This window comes from Xanthomarina sp. F2636L (assembly GCF_026410195.1).
Taxonomy (GTDB): Bacteria; Bacteroidota; Bacteroidia; order Flavobacteriales; family Flavobacteriaceae; genus Xanthomarina.
The window spans coordinates 471,989-483,832 of record NZ_JAPMLM010000069.1 but is presented as its reverse complement, the minus strand read 5'-3'; the positions used below and the strand labels follow the sequence as shown (position 1 = coordinate 483,832).

15 protein-coding genes are annotated in these 11,844 nt (G+C 32.9%); 7 read left to right on the top strand and 8 right to left on the bottom strand.

Going from position 1 to position 11,844, the window contains the following annotated elements; genetic code table 11:
* Positions 1-6 precede the first annotated feature (6 nt).
* The 5 genes from lptE to groL all read left to right on the top strand — a co-directional run bounded on the left by lptE (position 7) and on the right by groL (position 3,984).
* A complete protein-coding gene (lptE, locus tag OS191_RS13350; protein WP_267156214.1) occupies positions 7-513 on the top strand; it encodes an LPS assembly lipoprotein LptE in 507 nt (168 codons plus the stop codon).
* A 4-nt stretch (positions 514-517) separates the two neighbouring features.
* Positions 518-1,459 carry a DUF8458 domain-containing protein gene (locus OS191_RS13345; RefSeq protein ID WP_267156213.1) on the top strand — a complete coding sequence of 314 codons (942 nt, stop codon included), beginning with the start codon at positions 518-520 and terminating at the stop codon, positions 1,457-1,459.
* A gap of 2 nt (positions 1,460-1,461) precedes the next feature.
* Positions 1,462-1,818 (top strand): preprotein translocase subunit SecG, encoded by a 357-nt coding sequence (gene secG / locus OS191_RS13340; RefSeq protein WP_267156212.1) that lies wholly within the window; start codon positions 1,462-1,464, stop codon positions 1,816-1,818.
* 155 nt (positions 1,819-1,973) lie between these two features.
* A complete protein-coding gene (locus tag OS191_RS13335; RefSeq protein ID WP_267156211.1) occupies positions 1,974-2,249 on the top strand; it encodes a co-chaperone GroES in 276 nt (91 codons plus the stop codon).
* Positions 2,250-2,349: 100 nt separating this feature from the next.
* Positions 2,350-3,984 carry a chaperonin GroEL gene (groL, locus tag OS191_RS13330; protein WP_267156210.1) on the top strand — a complete coding sequence of 545 codons (1,635 nt, stop codon included), beginning with the start codon at positions 2,350-2,352 and terminating at the stop codon, positions 3,982-3,984.
* Positions 3,985-4,087: 103 nt separating this feature from the next.
* Here the strand turns inward: groL and OS191_RS13325 are convergent, their stop codons facing one another.
* From OS191_RS13325 to xrtF, 8 genes are all read right to left on the bottom strand, one after another.
* On the bottom strand, positions 4,088-4,693 hold the full coding sequence (locus tag OS191_RS13325; RefSeq protein WP_267156209.1) for a hypothetical protein: 606 nt from the start codon (positions 4,691-4,693) through the stop codon (positions 4,088-4,090).
* Positions 4,694-4,786: 93 nt separating this feature from the next.
* Positions 4,787-4,990, bottom strand: a complete 204-nt coding sequence (locus OS191_RS13320) for a putative signal transducing protein (protein ID WP_267156208.1) — start codon at positions 4,988-4,990, stop codon at positions 4,787-4,789.
* Between the two features lie 106 nt (positions 4,991-5,096).
* Positions 5,097-5,453 (bottom strand): heavy-metal-associated domain-containing protein, encoded by a 357-nt coding sequence (locus tag OS191_RS13315; protein WP_267156207.1) that lies wholly within the window; start codon positions 5,451-5,453, stop codon positions 5,097-5,099.
* A 29-nt stretch (positions 5,454-5,482) separates the two neighbouring features.
* On the bottom strand, positions 5,483-7,720 hold the full coding sequence (locus OS191_RS13310; protein WP_267156206.1) for a TonB-dependent receptor: 2,238 nt from the start codon (positions 7,718-7,720) through the stop codon (positions 5,483-5,485).
* A complete protein-coding gene (locus tag OS191_RS13305) occupies positions 7,717-7,911 on the bottom strand; it encodes a hypothetical protein (RefSeq protein WP_267156205.1) in 195 nt (64 codons plus the stop codon). Before OS191_RS13305 ends, OS191_RS13310 begins: the two co-directional genes overlap by 4 nt.
* Before the next feature lie 117 nt (positions 7,912-8,028).
* A complete protein-coding gene (locus OS191_RS13300; protein WP_267156204.1) occupies positions 8,029-8,442 on the bottom strand; it encodes an HYC_CC_PP family protein in 414 nt (137 codons plus the stop codon).
* Between the two features lie 57 nt (positions 8,443-8,499).
* Positions 8,500-8,928, bottom strand: coding sequence for an exosortase F system-associated membrane protein (locus OS191_RS13295; protein WP_267156203.1), 429 nt, complete (start codon positions 8,926-8,928; stop codon positions 8,500-8,502).
* A complete protein-coding gene (gene xrtF / locus OS191_RS13290) occupies positions 8,925-9,473 on the bottom strand; it encodes an exosortase family protein XrtF (RefSeq protein WP_267156202.1) in 549 nt (182 codons plus the stop codon). Before xrtF ends, OS191_RS13295 begins: the two co-directional genes overlap by 4 nt.
* 92 nt (positions 9,474-9,565) lie before the next feature.
* Between xrtF and OS191_RS13285 the strand changes: the two genes are divergently transcribed.
* Positions 9,566-10,021: an XrtF-associated fRMsr-like GAF protein gene (locus OS191_RS13285; RefSeq protein ID WP_267156201.1), complete on the top strand. Its 456-nt coding sequence runs from the start codon at positions 9,566-9,568 to the stop codon at positions 10,019-10,021.
* A gap of 168 nt (positions 10,022-10,189) precedes the next feature.
* The gene (gene purH / locus OS191_RS13280; RefSeq protein WP_267156200.1) at positions 10,190-11,722 is read left to right on the top strand and encodes a bifunctional phosphoribosylaminoimidazolecarboxamide formyltransferase/IMP cyclohydrolase; all 1,533 of its coding nucleotides are present in this window, start codon (positions 10,190-10,192) and stop codon (positions 11,720-11,722) included.
* The last annotated feature ends 122 nt before the right edge of the window (positions 11,723-11,844 follow it).

Genomic DNA, 11,844 nt, shown 5'->3' with positions numbered 1-11,844 from the left:
CTTGCAATGAAATTATTCAAAATTACTCTTTTAGTCCTTATTTCGCTAACTATTTTAGGTTGTGGAGCATACTCTTTTACTGGAGCTTCCATTCCCGCCAACACGAAATCCTTTCAGGTTAATTATTTTCAAAATAATGCTATTTTAGTAGAACCTGGTTTAGACAGACAGTTTACACTTGCCTTACAAGATTTGCTTATAAACCAAACCAATTTAGAATTAGTAACTTTTAATGGAGACTTAGTTTACGAAGGTGAAATTACCGAATATAGAATCTCTCCAACTACGGCTACAGCAGATAATACAGCTGCTCAAAACAAGCTAACGATTACTGTAAACGTTCGTTTTTACAACAAAAAGAAGGAAGACGACGATATGGAACAACGTTTTTCATTCTATTACGATTATCCGGGAGACGCCAACCTTGTTGGAACTCAAAAAGTAACTGCAATTGAGGAAATTTTTGAGAGGCTAACACAAGATATTTTTAATGCAACTTTAGCTAAGTGGTAAACTAATGAATCAAGAAACATTTATAGAAATTCTTCAAAATCCTCAAAACACGACTCATGAGAATACGTCTGCGTTATCCGCTATCACTAAAGAGTTTCCATATTTTCAATCGGCTAGAGCTCTATATCTTAAAGGTTTAAAAAACATAGGAAGCTTCAAATACAATCAAGAATTAAAAACAACTGCTGCCTATACTGCAGACAGAAGTATTTTATTCGATTTTATTACTTCTGAAGAATTTCTTCAAAATAAAATCTCACAATTTATAAAACTAAACACAGCACATTTAAAAGATATCACTGTAGATATTGAGGATATTTCAGTAAATAAAAATGTGACTATAGATGACACTTTAAACAAACAAATTGAAGATACTACAGGCGTGTTGGATCCAAATTTATTTCATCCAAAAGTAAAAAAGGAAGAAATAGCTAACTTCAATTTAAATGAGAATATAGAAACATTAAATAAGAAGGCACCACAAGATAAATCTTCTCCAGATTCTATCTTGCAATTAGGCAAGCCCTTACAATTTAATCAAAACGAAACACATTCCTTTAACGAATGGTTGAAATTAACACGTTTTAAACCTATTGAAAGGTTTGATTCTGATGAAAAAAACACAAAAGAAACAAATATTTCTATGGATGATTCTCAATCTGATAGAAATAAAAAGTTTGATTTAATAGATAGGTTTATCTCCAAAAACCCAAAGTTAAAACCCCAGCAACACACTAGTAATAATGCCAATATAGCTGAGGAACAAATGATTCAAACAGAATCACTCATGACTGAAACTTTAGCAAGGATTTATGTGGAGCAAAAAAACTATAAAAAAGCAATTCAATCTTACAACATTTTAAGTTTGAAATATCCAGAAAAAAGTGGTTTCTTTGCAGACCAAATTAAAGCAATAAAAAAATTACAAGAACAAAACAATAAATAACAATGAGTACGTTTACAATATTTTTAGCACTAATTGTAGTTGTAGCCTTTTTACTAGTAGTAGTTATTATGGTACAAAATCCTAAAGGTGGAGGATTATCTTCTTCTTTTGGTGGTGGTGGAACACAACAACTTGGTGGTGTAAAAAAGACAACCGATTTCTTAGACAAAAGTACTTGGACTTTAGCAACATTAATGTTAGTATTAATTTTACTTTCTAATGTGGCTATTAACAGAGGATCAGGCGTAGTAGATTCTAAAGCTTTAGATACTGAAGCAACTACACAACCGGTTGTTCCTGTAACACCAGCTGCTCCAGTTCCAGCAAACAATACTGAAACTGAAACAGATTCAGAGTAAAATCTTTGTCTTAAATAAAACATCAAACTTGCCAACTATTTTTAGTTGGCATTTTTTTTTAAATGAAAATTTGTCAGCCAACCTATAATGGCACATTTTTAGCAATCTCCAATGGCAGTAAACAATTTATTAACTAAATAAAAAACAATATAACTATGGGCTTAAACATTAAACCTTTAGCAGATCGTGTTCTTATAGAACCAGTAGAAGCAGAAACTAAAACAGCTTCTGGAATTATCATTCCTGATAATGCCAAAGAAAAACCGCAACAAGGTAAAGTTATGGCTATGGGTAAAGGTACAAAAGACGAACCAATGACTGTAAAAGTTGGTGATACTGTACTTTACGGAAAATACGCCGGAACCGAACTTAAACTTGAAGGAAAAGATTATTTAATGATGCGTGAGAGCGATATTCTTGCAATTATATAATTGTAACTCCTGCTGTTGCAGGAATCTCACCAATCAACTTTCAAAAAATAATATTAAAACAAATAGTTTCCTGCATAGACAGGAATAAAAAATTATAACGATGGCAAAAGATATAAAATTTGATATAGACGCTCGCGACGGATTAAAACGTGGTGTCGATGCATTGGCAAATGCAGTAAAAGTAACATTAGGACCAAAAGGTAGAAACGTTATTATTAGCAGAAGTTTTGGAGCTCCTCAAGTAACCAAAGACGGAGTAACAGTTGCTAAAGAAATAGAATTAGAAAACGAGCTTGAAAATATGGGAGCTCAAATGGTAAAAGAAGTAGCATCAAGAACCAACGATTTAGCTGGTGATGGAACTACAACTGCAACTGTTTTAGCCCAAGCAATAGTAAAAGAAGGTTTAAGAAACGTAGCTGCTGGTGCAAACCCTATGGATTTAAAACGTGGTATAGACAAAGCTGTTGAAACCATTACTAAAGATCTTGAAAAACAAGCTAAAAAAGTAGGTAACTCATCAGAGATGATTAAACAAGTTGCTGCAATTTCTGCAAACAACGACGATACTATTGGAGAATTAATCGCTAAAGCCTTCGGTAAAGTTGGTAAAGAGGGTGTTATTACTGTTGAAGAAGCAAAAGGTATGGAAACATACGTAGATGTAGTTGAAGGAATGCAATTTGACAGAGGATATTTATCTCCTTACTTTGTAACGGATGCTGATAAAATGATTGCCGATTTAGAAAATCCATATATCTTACTATTCGATAAAAAGATTTCTAACTTACAAGAGATCCTTCCAATTTTAGAACCGGTGGCTCAATCTGGACGTCCTCTATTAATTATTGCTGAAGATGTAGATGGTCAAGCCTTAGCTACTTTAGTGGTAAATAAATTACGTGGCGGATTAAAAATTGCAGCAGTAAAGGCTCCAGGATTTGGAGACAGACGTAAAGCCATGTTAGAAGATATTGCTATCTTAACTGGTGGTGTGGTTATTTCTGAAGAAAGAGGTTTCTCTCTTGAAAATGCCGATTTAAGCATGTTAGGTACTGCAGAAACAGTAACTATCGATAAAGACAACACAACCATAGTTAATGGTTCTGGAAAAGCAGCAGATATTAAGGCAAGAGTCAACCAAATTAAAGCTCAAATAGATACAACTACAAGCGATTACGATAAAGAAAAGCTTCAAGAACGTTTAGCTAAATTAGCTGGTGGGGTTGCTGTGCTTTATGTTGGTGCTGCCAGTGAAGTTGAAATGAAAGAGAAAAAAGACCGAGTAGACGATGCTTTACATGCTACAAGAGCAGCTGTTGAAGAAGGTATTGTTTCTGGAGGTGGTGTTGCTTTAGTTAGAGCAAAATCTCTGTTAGAAAAAATTACAACTGAAAATCTAGACGAAGTCACTGGAATTCAAATTGTAGCTCGTGCTATTGAAGCTCCTTTACGTACCATTGTTGAAAATGCTGGTGGAGAAGGTAGCGTGGTTGTTGCTAAAGTTATGGAAGGAAAAGGTGCTTTTGGATTTGATGCCAAAACTGAGACTTATGTAGACATGCTTAAAGCTGGAATTATTGATCCTAAGAAAGTAACTCGTATTGCATTGGAAAATGCAGCTTCAGTTGCAGGAATGATCCTTACCACAGAATGCGCATTAATAGAAATTAAAGAAGATACTCCTGCCATGCCTCCTATGGGTGGCGGCGGCGGAATGCCTGGCATGATGTAACTTTAAAATAATTAAGTTAGCCAAATGGTGAATTGCCATGTAAACAATAAAAAAACGCCTCAAAAGATTGGGGCGTTTTTTGTTTCCGTATTTTTTAAAATGATTAGTTAAGAGTCATTGTGTCCCAGAGAAGGTTTATCATATTCTCGCCATCGCTATCTACATCACCACCTAGATTCATAGTCATGATGAGAATTCCTTCATCTTTTCTACCAACAGCAGAAACTTCATAGACCTCTATTTCACCTTTATATTCTAATTCGGCTTTTAGAATTTTAAGTTCTTCACCAGATTTTAAAGTTTTGTTATAATCTTTTCGTTCTAAAGTATAACCATAAGAAACGCTTTCTTTTGTTACTTCATTCAACATCATTTCTTGCAGCATGGTAGGGTCAAAAGCATCATATTTTTGAATAATTATTCCAGAACCACTCGCTGTCATCAGCATAATTTGTTCAATTCCTTCATCCAGTTGTGTTTTAGATACTTTGTGTCTTTTAGAGTATTTAAAATTATAAAATGTATCATTATATAATAAGGTGTCTTTCTCTTTTACCGAAATACGAATGGTTTTTCCATCAATATTAAACTCATAATCTTCATCTAACGCAATTTCTTGCGATTGGTTGTTAACCGTTATTATAAAATCGGTTTGAGAATAGGTATTAAAAAAAAATGAACAAGTAATAATAAATAGGAGATTTTTCATGAAATTTGGTTAGTTAATACGTTCCGTTTTATATAAAAGCCCACACATTTGCTTGGGCCGTTTTTCTGCTAAAATAGTTTTTTTTATTGTTATCTATTCCAAAATATCTGCAATAAGAGCTTTTGCTTTTAACCCATCTGTTTCATCAACGAAAATTTTGATTTCACCAAGAATTCCAGGATAAGAGGAGTCTGATTTATTGATTTCGTAATAAGTTATTCCTGTCTCGTCGAGAACATTTTTAATTCCCGATACTAGTACTTGAGAGTTTCCTGAATAAATTAAGATTCTATCCATCTTATATAATTTTTAAAAGTTATTCTAAGTTACGCTTTTTAAAGACAATTCTCAAAACTAAAAAAGCCTAAACTTTCGTTTAGGCTTTTTATATAATTAAATATTACTAATCATCTTTATGATCATCTACCACTTTTTCATCACGATACTTACAGCAGTCGTGTACACTATTATATGCCTCTTCTGTTGCTACCACATTTTTAGTATCGTGTCCAACAGCTGCAATATTGTTTTCAATAGTTTTTAAATCGGTTTTACGCTCATCATAAATAAGGCTCAACTCATGCGTACTAACATTCCACACAGCCGATTTCACACCTTTAGTTTTAATACAAGCTTTTTCAATTCGCTCTTTACACATGTTGCAAACTCCATCTACATCCATGGTAGCTCTTGCGTTTTTGTCTTGCGAAAAAGCTGTCATACCAATAAGCATGACTAATAATATTCCTAGTTTTTTCATAATATTTATTTTAGGTTGTTCTTGTTTAATTATTGAATTTTAAATCTTAATCCTGCATAATACGTACTTCCAAATACTGGTCCGTACACAAAAGTAGTATCAAAAAAGGAGCCAAAAGGATCATCTGCTGCTAAAATAGGGTTTTCTTGTCTAACATCTGTCATATTTTCTCCTCCAAAATATATTTCAAATTTAGGAGAAAACACTTTTGTTATTTGAGCATTTAGTGTTCCAACTGTTGGCGAGTATTCTGCCACTTGGTATTCTATAGGATTTGTTAAAGTTGAGGAATAACGTTGTTTGCTCAACCAATTATAAGTGGCGTCAAACTTCCAGTTAGCTCCATTGGATTTAACATGCGTTTGGTAAGAAGCATTTGCAAACAAACGATGTTGAGGGGTTAACGGATTTTCTAATTTCCCAGACATATATTCGGTTTTTACATCGTAGAATTTATAGGCCATTCGTACATCGAAATGCGTAAATACATTATAATTAAATTCAAATTGAAAGCTATTTGCATAACTTTCTCCTTTTAAATTATAAAAATTAACAGCTTGCGGATTTTCATAATCTACCACCACTTGATTTTGAAAATCGGTTCTATAAAAATCTACAGCCACATCTGCTTTTTTACCAAACAGATTAAAGCCTTGCAAGAAAGAGATTCCATAATTCCATGCTATTTCTGGATCAAGCCCATAAATATCTCCTCCAGAATTCAAAATATTTATAACCCTGGACGTTGCAAACATATTTTGGTTTTCTGTAAAAATATTAGCACTGCGTTTTCCTCTTCCAACAGATGCTTTTAAAGCCGATTTCTCCCAAGGAGAATAACGAGCATGTACTCTTGGCGTTACAAAAACACCGAATAAATTGTGATAATCTACTCTCACGCCTGCTGTAACATTTAGTTCATCTAAATTATCGTAATTATATTCAAAAAAGCCACCAAGTGAAGACTCAGTTCGCCCGTATTCCGTGGTGTTTACCAATTCGTTATAATGATCGTAGGAATAACTCAATCCGGTTTTAACCTTATGCCTTGAATCGCTAATAATAGTATTGTAAACAGCATTTGCATACAAACTATTGTGGACAATATCATAAACATTTAATCCAAAATAGGATTCTTGCTCATGCCAACTAAAGGCAGCCTGTAAACCCATACTTTGATAAGGAATATTTGTATTTACATAGCCCAATTTAGCTGCTGCTTCAAAACGCTGGGTATCTATTTCACTTCCCCATGCATTGGTTGTAAGCTTATCGGTATCAGGATTAAAATCTAGTTGTCCTGTTTGTTTTCCATCATTTAGGTATTTCACATTAATAAAACTTACCAGGCCTTTTTCTGGGTTGGTGTATTGCCAACGATTCATTAAATTAATCTGATTATAGATAGGCATATCCATAAAACCATCCTTATTTACATCGTGTTTTTTATTGTGGATATTTCCATGAATGTACAAACCTGTATCCCATTTATCCGAAACTTTGGTATTTAAATGTGTATTTAGTTCCAGTCTTTCATTGCTGCCTGCATAGACATTTACAAACAGTGGACTATCCGTTTTTGGCTTTACCAATTCAGCATTAATTTGTCCGGCAATACTTTCGTAACCATTTACAACACTCCCACCACCTTTAGTAATTTGGATACTTTCTACCCAGGTTCCAGGAATAAAACTCAAACCATAAGCCTGAGAAGCTCCACGGATGGATGGAATGTTTTCTGTAGTTATTAAAATATACGGACTTGTTAATCCTAACATTTTAATTTGTTTGGTTCCAGAAACAGCATCTGCAAAATTGACGTCTATAGATGGATTGGTTTCAAAACTCTCTGAAAGATTACAGCAGGCCGCTTTTAAAAGCTCATCACTACTTATATTCATCACGTTTTGAGACGATAAATAAGATTTAGCTGTTGTTTGCTTTCTGGATTTTACAACTACCTCGTCCAAACTGCTGGTAGGTTCTAGTAAATGGTGAATATGATCGGTGTTTTTTACAGATATTGTATCCGTTTTATATCCAACAAAACTAATAACCAGTTTTTTATAATCGGGTTTATATGGAATGGTGAATTTTCCATCAAAATCGGTTACAGTTCCAACGGTTGTATCCAACCAATATACGTTAGCTCCTGTTACAGGAATGTGTTTATTTGCTTCGTTTACTTCCATAATCATTCCTTTAATTTTATCTTGAGAAAAAGATAATACAGGAAGAAAAGCTAATAATATTACTATTTTTCTCATAACTGAACAGTATTAGTCTCCTTACTAGTTGCTACAGCTAGTATGATGCTGTTTTCAATAAGTTTAGTTTTTGGAATATTATATGAAACCAATTCAGTCTTAAAATGTTTTTTTAACTTCAGGAAGGTTTCTATAATTGCTTCTTTATAGTTATTACAGGTGGTACCTGCAACGCGATATCTACTTGTCATTATTAAATTTATATTTGATGAAAAATCATTTTACATTTCCGCAAAGGCGAAAATCGTCATAAATTCTCTTGACTTCTTTAGTCAGAAAAGCTCAAGAGAATGAAAACAATCTATGTATCAAATTATAAATACCTGATCGAGAACTTGTATGTCAACTATCAAGATTGGTGGAGAGTAATCTTTATGAGGTATTACCAATTCGGGTAAGCCTTCAAAAAGATTTAAATAAGAATAAGCAAACGTGCTAAGAAATATTTGTTGATCAAATTCTAAGTCTTCAAAAGAAGTCTTTTTAAGTTGGTCTTGACCTTTTAAAACCTCAACTTCATCTTTACAGCAATGCTTTTTTTCTTTATAATTAGCTGCTACAGTTTCCATATCCATGCCACAATTATTGGCTTTGGTAAAAATGGCAACATCTATTAAATTTTCGCCACAGTAGTGCTTTTCAACTGTAAAAGACAAGGTTGAAAACAACACCAAGCAAGCTAATGTTGCTGAAAAAGTTTTATGTAAAAATACTTTTATCACTTTTGCGAAATTACAAAAAAATCAATTGAAATCGAGATTTTATTAAAGGATTAACACTTACAAACGCTGCTTATGATAATAAAAAGCTGGAATAAGCAGTAAGGCAATTAACGGCTGGATTAAAAAGCGACGCACATTAAAAAACAGATAATAATCTTCTTGTCTTGGGTTAATTACAAAATAGAGAAATAAAGACATGAACACCACATAAGCGATGCTATATATAAGTGTAGAAAACTTTAAGATACTTCTATCTTTAAAGAGCACAAACAGAATTCCTAAAGAAATAATTGTATTCAACACATACCTTAGCGTAGTAGAAGCTGCCAGTTTTAAAACTTCTTGTCTTGGAGAATCTATATATAAATAATCGTTTTTAAAGAACGCCAAATAGGGATCGTAGAATAACTGTTCTTCAAAAACCCGAATGGACACTAATAAACATACTAAAACAAAAAACGATATGTATTTTAATAATTTATTCATGATTTTTTTGCGCTATTAGAAAACCTATTAACCCAAAACAACCAAAGCAAACAAACCATACCATAAATAATGGCTGGAAAAATAACGGTATGCAAAATATCTTTTCGCCAAGGATAGTGATATAATCCAACAGACAGAATAACAACTCGAACTAAATTAGCTATATAAATTAAAACACTTCCTGCAAGTAAATAAAAAAATGTGGTTTTAATTTTTCCTGCAAAGGCAATGATAAAAGACGCAAATAAGATAATAACACTTACCGAATTACACCCCTCAATAACTCGAGCCACATACTTATTATTAATAATTAATTTCATGGAAGGCTCATCTGGATGTGGAATAATTTGCGCATTATAACCAAAAGTTTCCAGTAACTCTTTACTTTGCTTAGCTACCAAATTGGTCATATAATCTGGGTAGTAGGTTTCGCTAGAACCGTATTGTAAATACAATTTATATGAAAAAGACAAAACAGCATATACCAAAAGAAAAGTGAGTATAAACTTGATAACTGTTTTATATTTTAAAATGAGTTCTTTCACAAAAAAATGAGTTTGTTTCCAACGTTAAAATTATACAAATTAGAAGTGAGTTTGCTGTCTTTTTAAATACTTTTGTTAAAAATTTTTGAACAATGACTTTCACATCACTAAAACCACAAATAGACACTATTATTTCTTCATCAGAAAAAACGGTTGATCAGCGTTTAAAAAACATTTGCGAACTTCTAGAAGCTGAAATTCCATATTACAATTGGGTAGGTTTTTATTTTAAAAATGGTGATAAAAACGAACTGAAATTAGGGCCTTATGTTGGAGAACCTACAGACCACATAATCATTCCTTTTGGTAAAGGTATATGTGGACAGGTAGCTGTTAGCAACACTAATTTTGTAGTTCCAGATGTAGCAGCACAGGACAACTATATTGCCTGCAGTATGACCGTAAAAGCCGAAATTGTGATTCCTATTTTTGTAAATAATAAAAACATAGGACAAATAGATATTGACTCAAATACACCCGATCCATTTACCGAAGAAGACGAACGATTTTTAGAATTTGTCTGTCAGAAAGTTGCAACAATTCTGTAGTTGTTAATAACTTTCTATTTAAGTTAAAAAAACGCTTCATTTTAGCCTGGCTACAGTCGTTATTTTTTGATTGAATTACCTACTTTTGCACACATAAAAACAACGAACATTCCAACACGAAATATTTTCGTTTTACTAAAGAATGGACAGACACACAACACAACTAAAATGAGCAACAACAAAACTTTTAAATCGGCTTTAATTTCTGTTTTCAGTAAAGACGGATTAGAACCTATTGTCAAACAACTTCATCTACAAAACGTCACAATTTATTCAACAGGAGGCACCGAGAAATTTATTAAAGATTTAGGTGTTCCTGTAGTTCCTGTGGAAGACGTTACGTCTTACCCTTCTATTCTTGGTGGACGTGTAAAAACATTACACCCAAAAGTGTTTGGTGGAATTTTAAACAGACAAAATAATGCAAGTGACGTAAAAGAACTTATCGATTTCGAGATTCCTCAAATTGATATTGTCATTGTTGATTTATATCCTTTTGAAAAAACAGTTGCTTCTGGAGCTAACAATCAAGATATTATTGAGAAAATTGATATAGGTGGTATTTCATTAATTCGCGCAGCAGCTAAAAATTATGCTGATGTTATTTGTGTCTCTTCCGTTGACGATTACAGCGAATTTTTAGAATTACTTCAGACTAAGAACGGTGAAACCTCTGAAGACGATAGAAAACGTTTTGCAGCTAAAGCGTTTAACGTGTCTTCACATTACGATTCTGCTATTTTCAACTATTTCAATAAAAATCATGAGATAACAACTTTAAAAATTAGCGAAACTCAAGGTCAGGTATTACGTTATGGCGAAAACCCTCATCAGAAAGGGTTTTTCTTTGGGAATTTCGATGATATTTTCACCAAACTTCATGGAAAAGAATTAAGTTATAACAACCTATTGGATGTGGATGCTGCCGTTAATTTAATGAACGAATTTAAAGGAGAAGCGCCAACTTTCGCTATTTTAAAACATAACAATGCTTGCGGTTTTGCACAACGCGACTCGATTCATCAAGCCTACGTAGATGCTTTAGCTGGAGATCCTGTCTCTGCTTTTGGTGGGATTTTAATTAGTAATACTGAAATAGATTTAGCAACTGCAGAGGAAATTCATAATTTATTTTGTGAAGTAGTAATTGCGCCTTCATTTTCATCTGAAGCTGAAGAGTTATTAAAAGGAAAAAAGAATCGCATTTTATTAATTCTGAAAGACATCAACTTACCACAAAAAACGGTTAGAACTTGTTTAAACGGTGTTTTAGTTCAAGATAGAGACCATTTAACTGATGGCATTTCAGGTTTATCTTATGCCACCAACAATAAACCAACAGAAAGCGAGTTAGAAGACTTAATATTTGCATCTAAAGTTTGTAAACACACCAAATCGAATACCATTGTTTTAGTAAAAAACAAACAATTATGCGCTAGTGGAACAGGACAAACCAGTCGTGTAGACGCTTTAAATCAGGCCATCCATAAAGCGCAATCTTTTAAATTTGACCTAAAAGGTGCTGTTATGGCTAGTGATGCTTTTTTTCCATTTCCAGATTGTGTAGAGATTGCAGATAATGCTGGAATTTCGGCAGTTATTCAGCCTGGTGGTTCTATAAAAGATCAATTAAGTATTGATTATTGCAATGAAAATAATCTGGCTATGGTGTTTACTGGAACAAGACATTTTAAGCATTAATTAAAATAATATCTTATTTTAATTAAGCATCTCATCGAAAAATGAGATTCTAAAAGAAAACCGAAGATAATTATTGCTTAACTTTTATTACATTTACAAGATTTGATTAACAACCCTCAAAT

Coding starts and splice junctions, on each gene's coding strand:
- OS191_RS13335 (WP_267156211.1), top strand. CDS start 1,974: ATGGGCTTAAACATTAAACCTTTAGCAGATCGTGTTCTTATAGAACCA.
- OS191_RS13285 (WP_267156201.1), top strand. CDS start 9,566: ATGACTTTCACATCACTAAAACCACAAATAGACACTATTATTTCTTCA.
- purH (WP_267156200.1), top strand. CDS start 10,190: ATGAGCAACAACAAAACTTTTAAATCGGCTTTAATTTCTGTTTTCAGT.
- OS191_RS13345 (WP_267156213.1), top strand. CDS start 518: ATGAATCAAGAAACATTTATAGAAATTCTTCAAAATCCTCAAAACACG.
- OS191_RS13320 (WP_267156208.1), bottom strand. CDS start 4,990: ATGGATAGAATCTTAATTTATTCAGGAAACTCTCAAGTACTAGTATCG.
- groL (WP_267156210.1), top strand. CDS start 2,350: ATGGCAAAAGATATAAAATTTGATATAGACGCTCGCGACGGATTAAAA.
- lptE (WP_267156214.1), top strand. CDS start 7: ATGAAATTATTCAAAATTACTCTTTTAGTCCTTATTTCGCTAACTATT.
- OS191_RS13315 (WP_267156207.1), bottom strand. CDS start 5,453: ATGAAAAAACTAGGAATATTATTAGTCATGCTTATTGGTATGACAGCT.
- secG (WP_267156212.1), top strand. CDS start 1,462: ATGAGTACGTTTACAATATTTTTAGCACTAATTGTAGTTGTAGCCTTT.
- OS191_RS13295 (WP_267156203.1), bottom strand. CDS start 8,928: ATGAATAAATTATTAAAATACATATCGTTTTTTGTTTTAGTATGTTTA.
- OS191_RS13325 (WP_267156209.1), bottom strand. CDS start 4,693: ATGAAAAATCTCCTATTTATTATTACTTGTTCATTTTTTTTTAATACC.
- OS191_RS13310 (WP_267156206.1), bottom strand. CDS start 7,720: ATGAGAAAAATAGTAATATTATTAGCTTTTCTTCCTGTATTATCTTTT.
- OS191_RS13305 (WP_267156205.1), bottom strand. CDS start 7,911: ATGACAAGTAGATATCGCGTTGCAGGTACCACCTGTAATAACTATAAA.